Origin of the sequence: Metamycoplasma alkalescens (genome assembly GCF_900476125.1) — a bacterium.
Lineage (GTDB): Bacteria > Bacillota_I > Bacilli_A > Mycoplasmatales > Metamycoplasmataceae > Metamycoplasma > Metamycoplasma alkalescens.
This window is the reverse complement of sequence record NZ_LS991949.1, coordinates 181,853-202,476: the sequence shown is the minus strand read 5'-3', so window position 1 is coordinate 202,476 and position 20,624 is coordinate 181,853. Positions and strand designations below refer to the sequence as shown.

The 20,624-nt window shown below is 32.5% G+C and carries 21 protein-coding genes and 2 rRNA genes; all 23 read right to left on the bottom strand.

Features of this window, described 5'->3' with window-relative positions; translation table 4 throughout:
• Positions 1–3 precede the first annotated feature (3 nt).
• Positions 4–1,311, bottom strand: coding sequence for an ABC transporter permease (locus tag D2845_RS00880; RefSeq protein WP_002881064.1), 1,308 nt, complete (start codon positions 1,309–1,311; stop codon positions 4–6).
• Between the two features lie 18 nt (positions 1,312–1,329).
• The gene (locus tag D2845_RS00875) at positions 1,330–2,460 is read right to left on the bottom strand and encodes an ABC transporter permease (protein WP_002881068.1); all 1,131 of its coding nucleotides are present in this window, start codon (positions 2,458–2,460) and stop codon (positions 1,330–1,332) included.
• Between the two features lie 8 nt (positions 2,461–2,468).
• Positions 2,469–5,285, bottom strand: a complete 2,817-nt coding sequence (locus D2845_RS06030; protein WP_110858176.1) for an OppA family ABC transporter substrate-binding lipoprotein — start codon at positions 5,283–5,285, stop codon at positions 2,469–2,471.
• Positions 5,286–6,290: 1,005 nt separating this feature from the next.
• A 23S ribosomal RNA gene (locus D2845_RS00860) occupies positions 6,291–9,201 on the bottom strand.
• A gap of 186 nt (positions 9,202–9,387) precedes the next feature.
• Positions 9,388–10,908 (bottom strand): 16S ribosomal RNA (locus D2845_RS00855).
• Together the 16S and 23S rRNA genes form the textbook arrangement of a ribosomal RNA operon.
• A 400-nt stretch (positions 10,909–11,308) precedes the next feature.
• Positions 11,309–11,506: a 50S ribosomal protein L32 gene (gene rpmF, locus D2845_RS00850; protein ID WP_002881076.1), complete on the bottom strand. Its 198-nt coding sequence runs from the start codon at positions 11,504–11,506 to the stop codon at positions 11,309–11,311.
• Between the two features lie 36 nt (positions 11,507–11,542).
• Positions 11,543–11,908 carry a 50S ribosomal protein L17 gene (rplQ, locus tag D2845_RS00845; protein WP_110858295.1) on the bottom strand — a complete coding sequence of 122 codons (366 nt, stop codon included), beginning with the start codon at positions 11,906–11,908 and terminating at the stop codon, positions 11,543–11,545.
• Complete coding sequence (locus D2845_RS00840) at positions 11,908–12,975, bottom strand: DNA-directed RNA polymerase subunit alpha (protein ID WP_110858296.1); 1,068 nt, start codon at positions 12,973–12,975, stop codon at positions 11,908–11,910. Before D2845_RS00840 ends, rplQ begins: the two co-directional genes overlap by 1 nt.
• A gap of 27 nt (positions 12,976–13,002) precedes the next feature.
• Positions 13,003–13,380: a 30S ribosomal protein S11 gene (gene rpsK, locus D2845_RS00835; RefSeq protein WP_002881080.1), complete on the bottom strand. Its 378-nt coding sequence runs from the start codon at positions 13,378–13,380 to the stop codon at positions 13,003–13,005.
• 2 nt (positions 13,381–13,382) lie between these two features.
• Positions 13,383–13,751, bottom strand: a complete 369-nt coding sequence (rpsM, locus tag D2845_RS00830; RefSeq protein WP_002881081.1) for a 30S ribosomal protein S13 — start codon at positions 13,749–13,751, stop codon at positions 13,383–13,385.
• 6 nt (positions 13,752–13,757) lie between these two features.
• A complete protein-coding gene (gene rpmJ, locus D2845_RS00825; protein ID WP_002881082.1) occupies positions 13,758–13,871 on the bottom strand; it encodes a 50S ribosomal protein L36 in 114 nt (37 codons plus the stop codon).
• Between the two features lie 26 nt (positions 13,872–13,897).
• Positions 13,898–14,134, bottom strand: coding sequence for a translation initiation factor IF-1 (gene infA / locus D2845_RS00820; RefSeq protein ID WP_002881083.1), 237 nt, complete (start codon positions 14,132–14,134; stop codon positions 13,898–13,900).
• Positions 14,134–14,886 carry a type I methionyl aminopeptidase gene (gene map, locus D2845_RS00815; RefSeq protein WP_110858297.1) on the bottom strand — a complete coding sequence of 251 codons (753 nt, stop codon included), beginning with the start codon at positions 14,884–14,886 and terminating at the stop codon, positions 14,134–14,136. Before map ends, infA begins: the two co-directional genes overlap by 1 nt.
• Positions 14,880–15,572: an adenylate kinase gene (locus D2845_RS00810; RefSeq protein ID WP_110858298.1), complete on the bottom strand. Its 693-nt coding sequence runs from the start codon at positions 15,570–15,572 to the stop codon at positions 14,880–14,882. The genes map and D2845_RS00810 overlap by 7 nt, the downstream gene beginning before the upstream one ends.
• Positions 15,566–17,035 carry a preprotein translocase subunit SecY gene (gene secY, locus D2845_RS00805; RefSeq protein ID WP_110858299.1) on the bottom strand — a complete coding sequence of 490 codons (1,470 nt, stop codon included), beginning with the start codon at positions 17,033–17,035 and terminating at the stop codon, positions 15,566–15,568. The genes D2845_RS00810 and secY overlap by 7 nt, the downstream gene beginning before the upstream one ends.
• Positions 17,035–17,469, bottom strand: a complete 435-nt coding sequence (gene rplO, locus D2845_RS00800) for a 50S ribosomal protein L15 (RefSeq protein WP_002881093.1) — start codon at positions 17,467–17,469, stop codon at positions 17,035–17,037. The genes secY and rplO overlap by 1 nt, the downstream gene beginning before the upstream one ends.
• Before the next feature lie 24 nt (positions 17,470–17,493).
• A complete protein-coding gene (gene rpsE, locus D2845_RS00795) occupies positions 17,494–18,135 on the bottom strand; it encodes a 30S ribosomal protein S5 (protein ID WP_002881094.1) in 642 nt (213 codons plus the stop codon).
• Positions 18,135–18,482, bottom strand: coding sequence for a 50S ribosomal protein L18 (gene rplR / locus D2845_RS00790; protein ID WP_002881095.1), 348 nt, complete (start codon positions 18,480–18,482; stop codon positions 18,135–18,137). The genes rpsE and rplR overlap by 1 nt, the downstream gene beginning before the upstream one ends.
• Before the next feature lie 20 nt (positions 18,483–18,502).
• Entirely contained in the window at positions 18,503–19,042 is a 540-nt protein-coding gene (gene rplF, locus D2845_RS00785) for a 50S ribosomal protein L6 (RefSeq protein ID WP_002881096.1), read from the bottom strand.
• A 55-nt stretch (positions 19,043–19,097) separates the two neighbouring features.
• Positions 19,098–19,508 (bottom strand): 30S ribosomal protein S8, encoded by a 411-nt coding sequence (gene rpsH, locus D2845_RS00780; RefSeq protein WP_002881097.1) that lies wholly within the window; start codon positions 19,506–19,508, stop codon positions 19,098–19,100.
• A 2-nt stretch (positions 19,509–19,510) separates the two neighbouring features.
• Complete coding sequence (locus D2845_RS00775; protein WP_002881099.1) at positions 19,511–19,696, bottom strand: type Z 30S ribosomal protein S14; 186 nt, start codon at positions 19,694–19,696, stop codon at positions 19,511–19,513.
• Between the two features lie 16 nt (positions 19,697–19,712).
• A complete protein-coding gene (gene rplE / locus D2845_RS00770) occupies positions 19,713–20,267 on the bottom strand; it encodes a 50S ribosomal protein L5 (protein WP_002881102.1) in 555 nt (184 codons plus the stop codon).
• Positions 20,268–20,288: 21 nt separating this feature from the next.
• The gene (gene rplX / locus D2845_RS00765) at positions 20,289–20,624 is read right to left on the bottom strand and encodes a 50S ribosomal protein L24 (RefSeq protein ID WP_002881104.1); all 336 of its coding nucleotides are present in this window, start codon (positions 20,622–20,624) and stop codon (positions 20,289–20,291) included.

Here is a 20,624-nt window from a genome sequence, read left to right as displayed (position 1 = left end):
AAATTATTTTCTTCTTCCTTTGTTTATAACTCTTGGATCTAAAGCATCATGAATTCCGATTGCCATGAAGTTTAATGATAATGTTAAGAATAACAAAATCAATGTTGGTAATAAAATAATTCACACATTTTGTCCAGCTTCTGAGGATGATTCAATTAGAATTTGTCCTAAGTTAGTATCTTTACCATCCTTAAAGAATCCTAAGAATGCTAATGATGCTACTCATAAAATTGCACTTGGGACATTTTTAACAAATGAGTTTGCAATTTTTCCAACAATTGCTGGCAAGGCATGAACAAAAATTTGTCTTGGTGTTGATGCCCCAATTGCTTTGGCAGCAACAATATATTCTTCATTTTTAACAGTGATGATATACATTCTTGTTAACCCAACAAATAACGGTCATCCTGCAATTGACATTGCTAAGATTAAGGATACTTGGTTGGTTCCAAAGATTCCAACAAAAATTAAAATTCAAATAATTGTTGGTGGTGAGTTGAATATATTAATAATTCTCATCACAATTGTATCAACTAATTTTCCGGCATGAAAACCTAGGAATGCTCCAATTGTAATCCCAAATATTGCTTGAATTAGAGTTGTAATAATCGCAATTTCAATCCCTCTTCAAGTTGCATATCAAGTAGTTACTCAAATATCATAGCCCGTTGATGAAGTTCCTAAATATGTTTTTAAAACTGGAACTTGAGTTGCTTTTAAGGTATTAACAAAATCCGTTGTTAATGTGCTTCCTTCTTGTTGAGCTTTAAATAATAATTCATTTAAAACACCAGCTTCAAATAATGAATATGCATTATATGTAAAAAACAATTGACCTTCAAATGAAGAAGTTTTGGCTGAATCTAAAAAGAAGGCAAATCATTGATTTCATAACACTTGTTGATCTTGTGGAAGTTGTGAAATTGAAGCTTTTAAGTTTAAATAGAATTTATAAACTGGGTCAGTGTTAGAAACTGCTTTTGTTACCATCGGACTATAAACTGGTGGTAGTAGTTCAATAAAAGAATATTTATTGATTGGAGAATTAGGTGTATATTCTGTTGCTAATTTTGAAGGAACAATCAATGATGCCATCAAAATAAAAGTAAAAATTATTAAGGAAATCACAACAATTGGATTTGAAAAAAATCTTTTTGCAATTTCGATTCCCATTTTTTTAGGTCTTCCAGCAATTGATGAAGTTTGGACTTTATCACTGCCTTGAACAAAAGCAAATTTTTTTGATAATTCTGAACTTATCTTATATTGCTTATTAAAATCCTTGACCTGGTTTTCTAAATTATTTTCCATAAACTCTAATCCTCCTTTCTAGTCATTTTTTGATATTTGTTGATTTTGTAATTGATTTTTTTGTTTGTTAAATAAATCTTTAGCTAATTTTCTTCTTTCTAAATATGCTTTAAAGAATAATCAGTAATTTTTCTTGCTTTTTGTTGCAAAAGTAATTTTTGGGTCCAATACTGCATACATCACATCCGCAAGAATATCTGCTAATAATGATAGACCTGTAAAAAATATTGTTGAGAACATGATGATATTAATTTCCCCGGTTGGGAATGATCTTGCAATAATTTGACTTGTCCCTGGAACATCCCAATATTTTTCAATAATAATTGAACCAGATAACAATCCTAAAAATGAACCAAGTAATAAGTTAAACAATGGAATTGAGATATTTCTTAAAACATATTTAAAAAATATTTGTCTTGCATTTAATCCTTTTGTTTTAGCAATTAAAACATAATTTGAAGTTAACACTGTAATTACTTGGTTTCTTGTATAACTTACATAAACCGCCATTGAAGCCAAAGTAATAATTAAAATTGGTGGTAAGTAAGAAACAAATAGTTCACCAAATGTTGGTTCTAGTGCATCTCTTGGAATTGTTGCAGGAATTCCTATTTTTAGCGAAATTGTGATCAAAATTGGTGCTAAAACAAATGAAGGAATCGCAATGAATAATAAAACAAATATGTTTGCTGCTGAATCAAATAATTTTCCTCTTTTATACCCTGCAAAAACACCAATCGTAGTTCCAACAATTGAACTTATTATGAATGCAGGAAGTGTGATACGAATTGAATATCTTAAAGGAATAAAAAATAATTGTTGAATATTTGTATATTCTGATGGACTTGGATTATTTGCTTTGTTAATTACAAAACCAAAATCTCCTCTAAATGCACCACCAAGATATCTGAAATATCTTGCAATAATTGAAATTGGATTACCTTCTGCATCCCTTAATCCAAATTGCTTTTCATACATTACCATTAACTCATCAAATGTGAGTTTATTTTTGGGATCTTGCAATTCTTTTTCAACGATTGATTTAATTGGACTTGGTCCAAATGCACTCACTAAAACAAAAACTACGAACGTAATTATGAACAAAGTAAGAATAGCAAAAAGAATCCTTTGCCGTATATATCTAAACATCTAATCTCCTATTTTTCTAATTTTATTTTTCAATCTGAATACATTGATACCCCAGTTGGTGAATCATCGGGTACAATGAAATGTTTTTGAATTAGTGAACGACCAAATTCATTTTTTTGTTTGAAGATATTGTAACTAAAATCTACATTGAAAAATGAAGTAAATTCTTTCATCAATTCTTTAGCTTCTTCATTAGTTATACTTGAAACATAATTTAATCAAAATTGTGCTGTTCAAGCATGTGCTTCAGTTGCTTGCTTACCATTTTCTGATTTTCATTTTTCTGGTTTACCATCAGCCCCTTTTACTAATTCATATGTTGTTGAACCATTCTTCTTTTCAAATTTTAATGATGTTGTATATGGTAAACGTTGACCTTTAAAATCATTTTTTACTAAATGAAGTTCTTTAAATGGAACAGAACCAATTCATTTAGTATTTTCTTTTTCTGATCACTCCACAATAGCTTTTGCAAGTGCATGTATTTTTGGATAATTTTGTTTAAGAATTTCATTCTTTTTATTTTCTTCATTTGCAGCTATTCATGTTAATGTTGGAATCAGGTTAGCATTTCATGATAAGCCATCATATCCTGAACCAATTGCATCATAATCATAACCTCATGAGACCAATTCTGTTGCATTTGCTCCACCAGTTCTAAGTGCTTGAAATTTTGGATCGTCTTTATTAGTAGTGTGAAATACTGAAAGTTTTAATCTTGGATGAAGTTGCTCAAATGTTTTTGAGATATTTTCAAATGCTTCTTTATAACCTGCTGAAATATTAATAAAAGGATAAATGTATTGGAATGAAAACTCTTTTCCACTTAATTCTGGATTTTTCTTATCAAATTCTTGAATTAATTTTTCCATTTCTTGTTTAATAGTTTCAAATCCAGCTGATTTTAACCTATCAATTTTTGTTGAAATGTTTTTAACTGCCTCATCATTTTCTAATGGACTTAAATCTTCATTTAATTTATCTCCAAATTTTAACTTACCTGTTCCATCTGATTTCAAAGCAAACAATGAATTAATTTCTTCTCTTACATCATAAGGAGTTTTAATTTTTGAATTACTTTGATCTTTTCCACCAATTTCTGAACCATCAGCAACTTTTGCCAATCAAGCAATTCCTTGACCATTTGTTGCTTGAGCTGCTAATTCATTTCAGTTTATTGCAGCATTAAACAATGTTCTAAAAATCAATCCAGTTCCTGAAATATATTCTTTTGGATCATTTGTACCTTTTTTCAATTCATCTCTTGTACCACCAAACATTATTTTGGCAAAGGCATCATTAAACCCATAAAATGAGACATCATTATTATCAGGTAGTGGTTTAACAAATGGTTGTAAAACTGAACGATAAAATGGACTTGTTTTATTTATTGCCCGATTGAAACGTAAACCATATTCACGCCTATTTTTTAAAATTTCTGATTGTTGGTTTGGCTTAAGATCAGTAAAACTAATTTGCGAAAGTCTACCTTGTTTGTATTGGTTTAAACTTCTTCTTGTAAAAATATCCGGTTCAATGTCACTATTGTAAATTTGGAAAATTTCTTCAACGGTATCATTGCTTTTTGCTCATTCTTGATCATAGTAATGTTGATTCTTTTTCAATCTAAGCTCTTGACCTTTTTGGGGCAAGATGTAATATGGACCAATGAATAAAGTGTTTTTTAAACTCAATCCATATCAATATGCTCCAACCTTAGAAACAATTGATTTTTTATCAATTGCTCTTAGTTTTTCTTCAAATTTCTTTGATTTTTCAGTCTTATTACCAATGTAATCATAAACTGGTAATTCAGAACTTGCATTTGCTTCATCAATATATTGCGAAGGAGCAGGCATGAAAGTATAGTCTTTGATGATTGTTGCATTAATAAATTTTTCAAAGTCAGTTTTGCTTTGTCCTAGTTGTTGAAATGTAATTGCTTCATCACCCTTAAATTGATCAGTTTCAACTTTTTGAATGAATTCTTCTTCTTTTCCAAATTTTTCATAATCAATACCAAATAATGTAAATAAATATTCGTTTGAATATCCTTCTTTTTCAGTGAATGCAGATGAAGATGGATCAGATAAAGCTTCCTGTGCTTCAGCGTCTAGTTGTTCACTTCCACCATTTCCATGTCTAAATGTACCATTGATTGCTTGTGTTCTTAATCATGAATAATAAAAATCTTTTGCTTGAACTTCATATTTTGTTTTATTACCATTTTGATCAACTCAAAAAACACCTTTTCGTACAACGAATTGAACTTTTTTGGCATCTTTTAATTTTTTTAAAAATTCATTACTATTGATTGATTTTTGATTACTTGATTTTAGAAAGATTGAAGGACTTGGAAAATGCCCAATTACTTTGCCATCTATTGTATCTTCATTTGGTGCTTTTTGTTCTGACATATCATAATCATCACTATCAAATACACTTGTTTTTCCATCTTTATCAGTAACAACAATTGCTGATGCTAACGCTAGTTTTTTAACTACATAAGATGGTTTTGTGATGTAAGTTTTAATATCAGTAATTTGATTTTCAGCATTTTTAATATCATGATGGAAAACTTCAGGTTCATTTAGTGATTGATATCTTAATAATCCGACTGAAATGTGTTGGGTGACAGCACTACCAATATATGAACCATATGATCTTGAAGCATCATGCCCAAATGCTTGTGGTGAATAAGAAGAACTATATTCAAAAACATATCTTTTTAAATTGATACTATTACATGAAGCTGCAATTAATGGGATTGCTGCAGCTGACAATGGGAGGGCTGATAATAAAGCTAATTTGTTTATTTTTTTCATTTAAATCTCCATTTTTTATATTTCATAATTTTTTTAATCAGACAAATTACATAAAATAAAAAATATGAAATATAAAAATTATAAAACTTATTTTATTCTTTTTTTTAGATGTTTTGCTTGTAACAAAATTACAAATAATTTACTGATCAAATTCAGTGATTTTTTAGTTTTTTTAAATTTTAGTTTCCTAAATTTTTTTGTTTTTTGAATTATTTATTTAACAAAAATATTTTATGCTCAATTTTATTCTTTTTAGTTTGTTTAAAAATTTGAGTTTGATTATTTTTTGTTTTGATTTTTTAGTTTTTTTAAAATTTTAATTATTGAAAAATTAAAAAAGTTTTGTTTGCATTTTTTAATTCTTGTGTGAAATTTAAGCGGTCTTAAAAATTTCTGCAAGAATATTATTATTGATTAAGCACTTAATATTAATATTCTTGTTGAAATTAATAATTCACATAAAGAAAAATGCAGCCATCTTAGCTGTGAACATCATAGGATATAAATTTTTTTTGTATAAACTTGAGTTCATTTTTTTCCTTTATTCAAGAAAATATTTTAACATCATTTTGATTTTTTTATTTAAAATAAGCAATTAAATTTCAAAAAAGTTCTTAAAATCAAATAAAAAAATATTTTTTTATCTTAAGTTTTATTTTTTTAGTATAATGTTATTGATTCAATTTCAAATAATAAGAAATTGGATTAACATAGTTAATATCTTATCCAAAGCAAAAAAAGCTTATTTCACTGAATAATTGAAACTAGAGTCTGCGGAGTCTAGTTTTTTTAGTTTAAGATGAAATTAAATTAATAAAAGAGATTAAGATTAAAAAATAAAAATTGTTGTTTATTATTGATTTTTAAGACAGGATTTGTTTAAATTAAAATATGAAAAGAAAATAAAAAAAAGAACCTTAATTTTTGGTTCTTTATTTTTTTTATTTTTGTTTCTTTGAAAACTGAATATCGCGCTTTTTATTTTTAGATTACTTCTATAGAATCACTATTAAACCAATCAATTTATTAGTACTGGTCAGCTGAATATATTGCTATACTTACACCTCCAGCCTATCAACCTCATAGTCTATAAGGAATTTAATAGGGAATACTCATCTTTGAGGGGGCTTCCCGCTTAGATGCTTTCAGCGGTTATCCCTGCCGTACTTGGCTACCCAGCTATGCTTTTGGCAAAACAACTGGAACACCATCGGTACGTCCACTCCGGTCCTCTCGTACTAAGAGTAGCTCTCATCAATATTCCAACGCCCACATCAGATAGGAACCAAACTGTCTCACGACGTTTTGAACCCAGCTCGCGTACCGCTTTAATGGGCGAACAGCCCAACCCTTGGAACCGACTCCAGCTCCAGGATGCGATGAGCCGACATCGAGGTGCCAAACCTTCCCGTCGATGTGATCTCTTGGGAAAGATAAGCCTGTTATCCCCGGGGTAGCTTTTATCCGTTGAGCGACGGCCTTTCCACAAAGAACCGCCGGATCACTAAGTCCTGCTTTCGCACCTGCTCGACTTGTAGGTCTCACAGTCAATCACACTTCTACCTTTATGCTCTCTGATACGGTTTCTGACCGTATTGAGTGTAACTTTGAACGCCTCCGTTACCTTTTAGGAGGCGACCGCCCCAGTCAAACTACCCACCACACACTGTCCTCTTACCAGGTAATGGTAACAAGTTAGAAGTTCAATTTAACAAGGGTGGTATTTCAACGGCGACTCTTCTTAAACTAGCGTTTAAGCATCATAGTCTCCCACCTATCCTACACAAGTTAAATCAAACTCCAATATGAAGTTATAGTAAAGCTCCACGGGGTCTTTTCGTCTAGATGCGGGTCTCCGGCGTCTTCGCCGGAACCATAATTTCACCGAGTCCAATGTCGAGACAGTTAAGAGATAATTACTCCTTTCGTGCAGGTCAGTATTTAGCCGACAAGGAATTTCGCTACCTTAGGACCGTTATAGTTACGGCCGCCGTTCACCCGGGCTTCACATCAATGCTTCGCAAATGCTAACACCTTTGCTTAACCTTCGGGCACTGGGCAGGAGTCACCCCATATACATCGTCTTACGACTTAGCATAGAGCTGTGTTTTTGATAAACAGTTCCCCCTTACTATTCACTGCGGCCCACTTTTTAGGGTGGGCATCCCTTCTTGCGAACTTACGGGATGAATTTGCAGAGTTCCTTGACATTGGTTTTCTCGCTCGCCTTAGAATACTCATCTTGGGGACGTGTGTCCGTTCTTGGTACGGGTTTCATATAAACTTTATGTTAGAAGCTTTTTTAAGAGGTATGGAATCATCCAATTCGCTACTTGGTCGCCCTTTCACTATGCATCATAACTCCCGGTTAAAATTATGCGGATTTGCCTACATAACCCAGTTGTTATTTACCCCACAATCCAATAAGTGGTAGTACTATCCTCCCCCGTCACTCCATCACATTTATAGAAAGTACAGGAATATTAACCTGTTGTCCATCGGCTACGCCTTTCGGCCTCGTCTTAGGACCCGACTAACCCTGGGTGGACGAACCTTGCCCAGGAAACCTTCCCCAATAGGCGTCAGAGATTCTCACTCTGAATCGTTACTCATACCGGCATTCTCACTTGTAAGCGCTCCACCAGTCTTCACAGTCTGGCTTCAATGCCCTTACAACGCTCTCCTAACGCATTTTTATATGCCCGTAGCTTCGGTATTGTGTTTTAGTCCCGCTGAATTATCGGCACAGAGTCTCTCGACTAGTGAGCTATTACGCACTCTTTAAACGATGGCTGCTTCTAAGCCAACATCCTAGCTGTTTAAGAAACTCCACAACCTTTCTCACTTAACACAATTTTGGGACCTTAGCTGACGATCTGGGTTGTTCCCCTCGCGTGCATCGACGTTATCACCGATGTACCGACTGCATAGTAATTCATGATAGTATTCGGAGTTTGATTATAGTCAGTACAGCTAGGCGCCGCCATTCCATATTCAGTGCTCTACCCCCATCACTTAACACTACACGCTAGCCCTAAAGCTATTTCGGAGAGAACCAGCTATCTCCAAGTTCGATTGGAATTTCACCCCTACCCACAAGTCATCCGGGCACTTTTTAGCGTACTACGGTTCGGTCCTCCACTTAGTGTTACCTAAGTTTCAACCTGCTCATGGGTAGATCACCTGGTTTCGGGTCTATATCAACATACTAATTTTTGCGCCCTCTTAAGACTCGATTTCTCTACGGCTTCGCTTTATTCCACTTAACCTCGCATGTTGACATAACTCGCCGGTCCATTCTGCAAGATGTACGCCATCACCCATTAACGGGCTCTGACTAACTGTAAGTAATTGGTTTCAGGATCTATTTCACTCCCCTCTCGGGGTTCTTTTCACCTTTCCCTCACGGTACTAGTTCACTATCGGTGTCTGATTAGTATTTAGCCTTACCAGGTGGTCCTGGCAAATTCAGACAGGGTTTCACGTGCCCCGCCCTACTCAGGATACTACAAAGAGATTTAGCCATTTTGCTTACGGGAATTTCACCCTCTTTGTTTAAGCATTCCAACTTATTCTGCTATGTCTAAATTTTTTAAAACTCTAAAATGTAGTCCTATAACCCCAACAACGAATGTTGGTTTGGGCTGTTCCCCTTTCGCTCGCCACTACTGAGGGAATCATTCTTTATTTTCTTTTCCTGCTGCTACTGAGATGTTTCAATTCACAGCGTGTCTCTTCATTTGACTATTTGATTCATCAAAATGATAATTGAGGATTAGCTCAATTGGGTTTCCCCATTCGGAAATCCCCGGGTCAAAGCTTATTTCCAGCTAACCGAGGCTTATCGCAGGTAATCACGTCCTTCATCGACTTTCAGACCCAAGGCATCCACCAAAAACTCTTATCTTGTTTAATAGTTGTATAAGACCTATTGTTTGTCTTTTGTATGATATATTCTATAGGTTGATCTAAACTTTGAAATATTAATAATTTAATTTTTCAATGTCGATATTCAGTTTTCAAAGAACAAAAAGAGAGATAGATCTCTCAAAACTGGATACAAATCATTTCTCCATAACAAAAGTATGTGTACTCTCCGTTGAAAGGAGGTGATCCATCCCCACGTTCTCGTAGGGATACCTTGTTACGACTTCACCCCAGTCACCAGTCCTACCTTAGGCGGTCGCCTCCGAGGTTAGCTAACCGACTTCGGGTATTACCAGCTCCCATGGTGTGACGGGCGGTGTGTACAAGACCCGAGAACGTATTCACCGCAGCGTAGCTGATCTGCGATTACTAGCGATTCCGACTTCATGGAGTCGAATTGCAGACTCCAATCCGAACTGAGATCGGCTTTTTGAGATTTGCTCCATGTCGCCATATTGCTTCTCTTTGTACCGACCATTGTAGCACGTGTGTTGCCCCACTCGTAAGAGGCATGATGATTTGACGTCATCCCCACCTTCCTCCCAGTTACCCAGGCAGTATCTCTAGAGTCCTCGACATGACTCGTTAGTAACTAAAGATAGGGGTTGCGCTCGTTGCAGGACTTGACCAAACATCTCACGACACGAGCTGACGACAACCATGCACCATCTGTCACTCCGTTAACCTCGACTATATCTCTATAGCTTTGCGAAGGATGTCAAGAGTGGGTAAGGTTCTCCGCGTATCTTCAAATTAAACCACATGCTCCACCGCTTGTGCGGGTCCCCGTCAATTCCTTTAAGTTTCACTCTTGCGAGCATACTACTCAGGCGGATCATTTAATGCGTTAGCTGCGTCAGTGAATTCTCCACCGACTAATGATCATCGTTTACGGCGTGGACTACCAGGGTATCTAATCCTGTTTGCTCCCCACGCTTTCGTCCCTCAGCGTCAGTATAGACCCAGTAAGCTGCCTTCGCCTTTGGTGTTCTTCCATATATCTACGCATTTCACCGCTTCACATGGAATTCCGCTTACCTCTATCCAACTCTAGTTTACCAGTATCCAAAGCGAACCAGGGTTGAGCCCTGGGATTTAACTCCAGACTTAATAAACAGCCTACAAACGCTTTACGCCCAATAATTCCGGATAACGCTTGCGACCTATGTATTACCGCGGCTGCTGGCACATAGTTAGCCATCGCTTTCTGACAGGGTACCGTCAGCTTGGAAGCATTTCCTCAACCAAGTTTTCTTTCCCTATAACAGCACTTTACAATCCGAAGACCTTCATCGTGCACGCTGTGTCGCTCCATCAAGCTTTCGCTCATTGTGGAATATTCCCTACTGCTGCCTCCCGTAGGAGTTTGGGCCGTATCTCAGTCCCAATGTGGCCGTTCAGTCTCTCGACCCGGCTAAACATCATAGTCTTGGTAGGCCATTACCCTACCAACTAACTAATGTTCCGCACCCTCATCCTCTAGTGGAGCTTTAAAGGCTCCTTTCACAACAAAATCATGCGATTTTATGCGTATCCGGCATTAGCCAATGTTTCCATTGGGTATTCCAATCTAAAGGGTAGATTAAGCACGTGTTACTCACCCATTCGCCGCTAGGTTTAAAAAACCTCGCTCGACATGCATGTATTAGGCACACAGCCAGCGTTCATCCTGAGCCAGGATCAAACTCTTAAAAATTAAAATTTGATTTGGTTATTTTTTATTATCTAAAATTATTTCAATTATTGAAATTAAAATTGACGTTATGGTATTTGTATCCAGTTTTCAAAGAACTATCGTGTATTATTTTAATAAAAAATTTGAATTTTTTTTAAAATAAATTATTTTTTTAATTTCAAGCATTAAAAATGCAGTTTAAACTCGAAATTTTTTTTAAAATTATTTGTTTTTTGCTTTCTTAGATGGTTGAAACCATATTATGGTAGCATAAATAAAATAAAGTTTGTAGATTTTTTAAAAAATTTAATTTTAGTTAAAAAGACTAAGAAAAAAGCATAAAAAAATAACAGCATGTTAAGACCTTGCTGTTAATTTTTAATTTGATTATGATTTTAAATTTATTAAATATAAAGCTAAATTATTTGATTTTGTCATTAATTGCATTTTTAAGAACTTTGATATCTTTATAAAACCCACAATATTTACATGCTTGATGCGGAATGATTGATTGTTTACAATGTTTACATTCAACCAATGTTGCTAAACTTAGGGCATGATGACTTCTTCTTAAATTTTTTCTTTGCTTCGAAGTTTTTCTTTTTGGAACTACAGCCATTTTTTTATCTCCTTAATCTTAAATTAATTTTTAATCTTAAACAAGTTTAATAATTGCCATTTTCGCATTGTCACCAGCACGGTTGTTGATTTTAATAATTCTTGTATATCCGCCATTCCGAGTTGCATATTTTGGTCCTAAAACATCAAATAAATATTGTAATGAATCTTTATTTTGGTTTTTTGATGGAATATTTCTTAAAAATTTTGCTGCTTGTCTACGGGTTGAAAGGGTGTTTTTCTTTGCTAAAGTAATCATTTTTTCCGCATTTGAACGAATGCGTTTTGCTCTTTCTAAAGTCGTTTTTAGTTTTCCATTAATTAATAAGTCAGTAACTAAAGATCTCTCAATATGGTTTCATCATTCTGTATTTCTGCGAAATACTTGTTTTGGATTTGCCATTATTTATCTCCCTCTTCTAAATCTAAATTATTCACTTGATCAAATGATTCGATTATAAAATCTTCATTATTGTTGTTTGCTTGACCCATTTTTTCAAGTCATTCATTTCTTTTTTGAATAATGTCTTCAATTGATTTTTTACCTAGGTTTTTAATGTTTGATAAATCTTCATCACTTAATTTAATAATTTCTTCAACTGTGTTATATTTTGCTCTTTTTAAAGCATTTAGTGAACGAATTGTTAGATTCAATTTATCAATTGAAATTGATGCTTTAATGTCTTTTTCTTTCTTTTCTTTATTATCTTCAAACAATTCAAGTGTTTCAAGCGCATTGATATTACCAATGATTTGAAAATGTGCGACAATAATTTTTGCAGCTTGCTCAATTGCATCTTTAGCTTGCAAGGTGCCATCGGTTTCGATTTTGATTTTTAGTCTTTCTTCAATCAATTTTGATGAACTATTTAGCTCTTCAAAAGAAATTTCACATTTTTTGATGGGACTAAAATCACTATCAATTGCTAAAAATTGCCCATTTTTAATTGTCGATTCTAATCTTGGACCATATTGCCCAATGACATTTTTATTTTCTTCAAAATCAATAAATCCTTTGCCTTGTCTTAAAAATAAATCAAATTCTAATGAACCACCCTTGGCAATTGTTGCAATATATTGATCTTTATTAACAATTTCTAATCCTGAATTTAAAGGAATATCATAAGCATAAATTTCACCTTCTTTGTTTGATTTAAAAGAAACTTTAGCTAAGTTGTTTTCTAAAAAAAGTTCTTCATTATAAACAAAACGAATATTTCTTATGTTTCGAACTAAAGTAATTGCATCTTCTTTTAGTCCATCAATTGTTTGAAATTCATGTTCGACATTATTAATTTTAATTGCAAATGGGGCAATTGAAGTAATTGAAGATAACAGTGTTCTTCTTAAAACTGTCCCCATTGTATTTGCATAGCCACGCGCAAGTGGTTCAATAATGAATGTTGTATTAAAATCATTGATTTTTTCCGCGATTAATTCCTTGTATATAATTTTTTGATTTTTTTCCATAATTATCCTCTTTTTTTCTTTGTTTAATTATTTTTCTCTTTTAAGAATTTTTTTTGGAGGACGTGTACCATTATGAGGTGTTGGAGTTACATCTTTAACATCTTTAATACTAAACCCACTTGTTTCAATTTGTTTTCTAGCTGTTGATTTACCAGGACCAACACCTTTAACTAAAATTGAAACTTCTTTTAACCCAAATTCTTTAGCTTTTTCAACTGCGGCAGCGGCTGCTAAACCTGCTGCATATGGAGTTTTTTTCTTTGTCCCTTTATACCCGATTGCACCTGATGAAGATCATGCAAAAACATTGCCTTTTAAATCTGCAAAAGAAACAATGGTATTTTGGTATGTTGAATGAATGTGTGCGACACCTTGTGTAATAACTTTTTTATTTTTCTTAGCCATTATTATTTACCTTTCTTTCCAGCAATTGTTTTTCTTGGACCTTTTCTTGTTCTTGCATTTTTCTTTGTTGATTGACCACGAACTGGTAAACCTTTTCTATGTCTGATGCCCCGGTATGATTTAATTTCCATTAAACGTTTGATGTTTAAGTTAATTTCTCTTCTTAAATCACCTTCGGTTGTGTATTTTTTAGCTTCATCCCTAATACGTGTTAATTCTTCTTCGCTTAATTCTTTAACTCTTTTTTCGCCATCTACATTTGCATCAGTTAAGATTTTTTTTGCTAATGTAGGACCAATGCCAAAAATATATGTTAAAGAAATACGTGCTTTTTTATTATTTGGAATTTCGATATTTAAAACTCTAGCCATTTCCTTTTATCCTTGTCTTTGTTTATGTTTTGGGTTAATGCAAATAACTCTATTAACACCATGTCTTTTAATTATTTTACAGTCCTTACAGATCCGTTTGATTGACGCTCTTACTTTCATTTTGTAATAATTATCTCCTTAAATGATTACTTATGACGAAAAACAATTCGACCTAATTCTAAGTTAAATGGACTGATTTCTACATCAACAACATCACCTGGAATTAATTTGATATTATGCAATGCCATTTTTCCAGAGATATATGCTTTGATTTCTTGATCATTTTCTAATAAGACATCATAATTTTTCGTTGAGTGCATTTTGATAATGCGACCAGTCATTTTAATCACTTCTTCTTTATTTTCTTTTTTATTTTTTCCCATTAAATGTTATCTCCTGATAAGATATATGCCTCTCCATTATCAATTAAAATTGTTTGTTCATAATGTGCTGTATTAAATCCTAATGGATCAATTACTGTTCAATTATCATTTTTGATTTGAACTTTTTTTGATTTTTGCAAAATCATTGGTTCAATGCAAATCACCATCCCATTTTTAATAATCGGTCCAGTATTTGGGATGCCATCATTAGGAATCATTGGATCCTCATGTAATTGATACCCAATGCCATGGCCACAAAATTCATCTGGGGTATAATAACCTTTTTGACGAATGAAATTCCCAATCGCCGCTGAGACATCACCAATTCTTTTGCCAACCTTAATTGCATTAAATCCGGCATAGAAAGCGTCTTTTGCAACATCAATTAATTCTTGGTCTTCTTTGGTAATTTTTCCAACGCCTTTAGTAAAAGCTGAATCAGAATAATAATTTTCCCAAATAACCCCTGTGTCAATTTTAATAAGATCACCTTCTTTAACAAGATAATCCGAAGGAATGCCATGAATTAATTCCTCATTGACTGAGATGCAGCAAGTTGCAGGAAAACCATATTGTCCTAAAAAAGCTGGTTTCCCGCCGCGTTTCGTAATTTCTTTAAAAGCGACGCTATCAATTTCTTTTAAAGAAACTCCTGGTCTTATGAAGTCTCAAAGAATTTTTTTAACTTCGGCCAAGATTGCACAGGCTTTTTTGATTTTTTGGATTTCAATTTGATTTTTAATTCTTATCACCCTAAAACCTTCTTTACATCAAAAAAGACTTCTTTTAATTCTTGATGACTATTGATTTCTAAAACGATGTTTTTTTGTTGATAAAAATCAATTAAACATTCTGTTTGCGCATAATACATTTCAAGACGTTTCAAAATCACTTCTTCTTCGTCATCAACTCTTTTTATAACTTTTGTGTGACATTTTTTGCAAAATTTATTATCAAGAGGTGGGAAAACTTCAAGATGATAAATTGTTTTGCAATTTGGACAAATTCTTCTTTTTGATAAACGATCAATGATTTGTTTATTTGAGATTTTTAATAAAATTACTTTCCCAATATAAATTCCTTGATTTTCTAGTTCTTCAAGAAATTTTGCTTGATCAATCGTTCTTGGAAACCCATCTAAAATAAATGGAATTTTGTTTTTTACTAATTCAATTAATCTTTTTTTAACCAAGGCATTTGTAATGCTATCATCAACATATTTTCCTGAGTCCAAAATATTTTTGATTTTTAATCCTAATTCAGTTTGGTTATTAATTTCTTGACGAAACATATCACCAGTTGAAAGTTGATGATAACCAAATTCCTCAACCATCAATTTTGAAAGCGAACCTTTTCCAGCTCCTGGAGGGCCAATAAAAATTAAATTTGGTTTGATACTATTGCCTTGATTTTCACATTGACAACATGTTTTTATCATATTAGATTTTCTTCCTCTCCATACACTTCTTTTAATTCTTTAATCATTCTTCTTTTTCTTGCAAGTTCTTGTGATTTATATCTTGCTTGAATTTGTTGTACTGTTTCAATTGCTGTTGAAACAAGAATCATAATTGTTGTTCCACCAAATGAAATTGGGGCTGGCATACCAAACATTTGTTGAATAAATTGCAACGCGCCCAAAATAATTAAATAACCAGCTGAAAAGAATGACAATCTTAAAACAACATTTAATAAATAAGTCTCTGTTTGTTCTCCTGGTCTAATTCCAGGAATAAACGTACTACTTTTGGCAAAATCTTCACTAATTTTGTCAATTTTTGATTGTTGGATTCCCATTAAAATTGTTAACCCAAAAGTAATGATTACGAATAAGAAAAAGCCAAGAGGTTGGGTTAATTGTAAATTGGCATAAACTCATTGGTAATAGCGACTTGTATCAGGGTTAAACAAACTCGCAATCATTGTTGGGAGTGATAAAATCATCATTGAAAAAATTACTGACATAATCCCAGCTGGGTTTGCTTTGATTGGTAAGTAACTTAATTCTTTTTCAGTTTTTGATAATCCAGCACCAACTTGTTGGATTGGAATTCTTCTTTCAGCTAAGCTAAAAAATGTCACAATGAAAATTACTAATAAATATGCTAATAAATAAACAACAAAATTTAGTGTTTCTTTTAAAATGATTGCATTATTATTTTTGACGGATGGCATGTAATATTCAAATGCTTGTCTAAATGTTGGAATTAATGAACTTGCAATGCCGACAAAAATAATTAAACTAGTTCCATTCCCCACACCTTTATTTGTAATTTGTTCTGATAAAAATAATGAGAAAAATGATCCAGCAACTAATAATAATGGAATGATAAATCACTCATAAAAAAGCGCGCCAGTTTCACCCATTGTTTTGGCAATATTTGGTGAAAAGCGAATTCCAAAATTATCAGTCGGATTAAGCAGTGCTCTTGTTATTAAAATTGCTTGAAAAATCGCAAAAAACAAAGTCACTGAATAAGTTATAAAATTAATTTTAATTCGACCAATCGGTCCTGATTGACTTAGTCGATAAATTGGGGGGAAGATTTTTGTTTGCAAAATCATCATCACTAAGGATGAAGAAATAAATGGTCCAATCCCGAGTGCCACAATCGAAAATCTTCTTAATCCCCCACCGCCAACTAAGTTTAAGATTCCAAAGAAATCTCCTTGGTTCAATTTGTCTGTATGAGCTAAATCAACACCTGGCAGCGTAATTGTTCCTGCTGCCAAGAAAAGGGCAATAATAAACAAAGTAAACAAAATCTTTTTGAAAAGATTATGATTTTTTCATCATTCTGATCACGTATTTCTTCTTTTAACAAAATACTTGTCAATTGCTAATTTACGTTCAAGTTTTTTGTTAGATATTTCCTTTTCCACTTTTATTTTTTTAGCCATTATTGAACCTCGATTTTTCCTCCTGCTTTCTCAATCGCTTCTTTAGCTGATTGCGAAAGATTTGGAATTGAAACTATTAATTTTTTAGTTAAAATTCCCTTTCCTAAAATTTTAACAGGCAATTTCCCTTTAATTAGGTTTTTTGCAGCTAATGTTTCATAAGAAACGATTTCATTTTCATTGAATTTTTTTTGCAATGAAAATAAGTTTACAATTTGATATTCAACATGGTTAACATTATTAAAACCACGTTTTGGAATTCTTCTGAATAATGGTAATTGCCCACCTTCAAAACCTAATCTTACTGTACTTCTTTTTGTTTGTCCACTTTGTCCTCGACCAGCTTGTTTTCCCTTGCCAGCCGCATGACCACGACCAACACGAGTTTTTTGCTTACGTGCACCTTGTGTTGCTTTTAGTGTATGTAATTTCATAAACTATTAGTTTTCTCCTTAATTTTATTTATCTAATAAAACATCTAATTCAATGTCACGTAATTTTGCAATTTCTTCAACTGTTCTTAATTTTTTAAGGGCATTAACAGTGGCATGAACAATATTTTGTTTTGTTCTTGAACCATAAGTTTTGGTTGAAATATCAGTATAACCTGCTAATTCAACAACAGCACGAACGGTATTTGAAGCAATAATTCCTGAACCTTTTTTGGCAGGGCGTAATTGCACTTTTGAAGCTAAGAATTTTTCTTTAATTTCATGTGGGATTGTGCCTTTAACAACTGGAACACTAAAAATGTTCTTTTGGGCATCTTTAACGGCTTTTTTGATTGCATCTTGCACTTCATTTGCTTTGCCATGCCCAAAACCAACTTTACCTTTTTTATTTCCAACAACAACATAAGCTGAGAATGAAAATCTTCTTCCACCCTTAACTACGGTTGTTACTCTTGCGATATTAATAACTTTTTCTTCGTATAGTTTAACTGGTTGTTGGGCATTAAATTGTTTTTTTGGTAAAGAATTTCTTCTTTCAGGATTTTGTTTTAAAGTTGTTTCTTTGTTTTTATTTTCTTTGGGTGCCAAAACTACTTTAGTAGTAGCAGCTTCTTCTTTAATTGTTTCTTTTTTTAATTCATCAGTCATTAGAATTTAATCCCTTCTTCTCTTAATGTATCAGCAAAAGCTGCTAATTTTCCATGGTAGATATAACCTGAACGATCAAAAACAATTGAAGAAATTTTGGCTTGTTTTAGTTTTGCTGCAAATTCTTTTGCAACTTTTTTTACGATTTCAATATTGTTGCCTTTTTCAGATAATTGTCTTGTTGAAAATGAAGCGATTGTTGTATGTGTTTGGTCATTAACTGCTTGTGCATAAAAATTGTGTAATGATTTGAAAACAACAACACGTGGTCTTGATGATGTTCCTTTTGCTAATTTATTTGTAATTTTCAAATGTTTAGCTTTACGTTTTTGATTTCTTGATAACATCTTTTACTCCTTATTTTACACTACTTTGCAGCAGTTTTTCCTTCTTTACGTCTAATAACTTCATCTTTATACATAATTCCTTTACCTGAGTATGGACTTGGACGTCTAATATCACGTAAAATCGCTGCAAATTGTCCAACAGCTTGTTTATCAATTCCTGAAATAATGATGTTTGTTGGTTTAGGAACTTCAACTTTTAAATTGGCTGGAATTTGTTTTAAAACGTTATGTGAATAACCTGCAATAACTTCGATTTCATTCCCTTTTAGTGTTGCTTTATAACCAACACCTTTAATTTCAATTTCTTTTTTGTAACCTTGTGAAACGCCAATTAGCATATTACTAATAATTGCATTTGTTGTACCATGTAGTTGTTTTGTAGTTTTATCTTCATTCGCTCTTATTGTTTTAATTTCATTATTTTCAATAACAACAGAAATTAATGGTGAAAATGTATATTCTAATTGTCCTAAATTACCTTTAATAATTAAATGATTTTTTGTAAGTGATACTTCAACATTTTTGGGGATTGTTAAGATTCGTTTACCAATTCTTGACATAAATAATCAAATTTAAAATAAATTTTATTTTGCTTATTTTTTTAAACTTAGTAACTTATCAAATGAAAGCAATAACTTCGCCACCTAGGCTAGCTTTTCTTGCTTCTTTATCTGTTAACAATCCTTTTGAAGTTGAAATAATCGCTGTTCCATATCCACTTAAAACACGTGGTAATTTATCTGCGGCTGAATATACTTTTAAACCTGGTTTTGAAACTTTTTTAATATCAGTAATTGCAGATAAATTTTGATTCATGCCTTTATATTTTAAAGATATTTTAATTTCTTTGAAACCTTTTTTAGTCACAATAATTTCAAATGTATTAATGTAACCTTCTTTAGCAAAAATTTCTAAGATTTTTTCTTTCTTTTTTGAATGCGGAATCACAACTTCTAAATATTTTCTTGAAATTGCATTCTTAATTCTTACAAACATATCTGCTATTGGGTCTGTAATAATCGCCATAATTATCAACTCGCTTTCTTTACACCAGGAATTTTTCCTTCATGCGCTAATTCTCTAAAACAAATTCTACAAATTTTATATTTACGTAATACTGCATGAACACGCCCACAAATTTGACAGCGAGTATATTTTCTTGCTGAAAATTTTGGTTTACGTTCTGCTTTAACCATTAATGCTTTTCTTGCCATAATTTATTTTGTCTCCTTAATTATTAGCCTTTGCAAATGGAATTCCAAGTTTTTTTAATAATGCAAATGCTTCTTTGTCTGAAGTTGCAGTTGTTACAAAAATAATATCCATACCTTTTAATTTCCGGATTTTATCAAATGAAATTTCAGGGAAAATGATTTCTTCTTTAATGCCAATTGCATAGTTTCCACGTCCATCAAAACTTTTTAGACTTGTTCCATTAAAGTCCCGCACACGCGGCAAGGCAACATTGATTAATTTTGTTAAAAATGATCACATCTTTTCACGTCTTAGTGTTACTTTTCCACCCATTGGCATTCCTTCACGTAATTTTCAAGAAGCCAATGATTTTTTTGCTACTGTTTGGTATGGTTTTTGCCCTGTAATTTGGCTTAATTCAACCATTACTTCTTCAATAGCTTTTGAATTTGATACTTCATTACCGGCTGTCATATTAATAACGATTTTTTGTAAACGTGGAGCTTGCATAATTGATGAATAACCAAATTCTTTGATTAGTTCTGGACGAACCAATTCTAAATATTTTTTTTCTAATTCTAATTTTGGCATAAATAAAATCTCCTTAATTTACTAAATAACCTTATTAACTTTTTTTGCAACTCTTTGTTTTTTACCGGTTTTTGCATCAACTTTTCAACCAATTTTTGTCCCAATTGATTTTTGACCTTGGGCACCTTTTTTAGCTAAAAAGGCAACATTTGAAATATGAATTGGATATTCTTTTTTTTCAATTTTTCCTTCAGTATTTTCTTGTGAAGGTTTATGGTGTTTAATTTTCATATTGATTTCTTTTAGAATTACAGTTTGTTTTTTGTAATCTGTTTCTAAAACAGCAGCAAATTTACCTTTTTCTTTGCCTGAAATTACTAAAACCATATCATTTTTTCTAATTTTTGCTTGTGACAT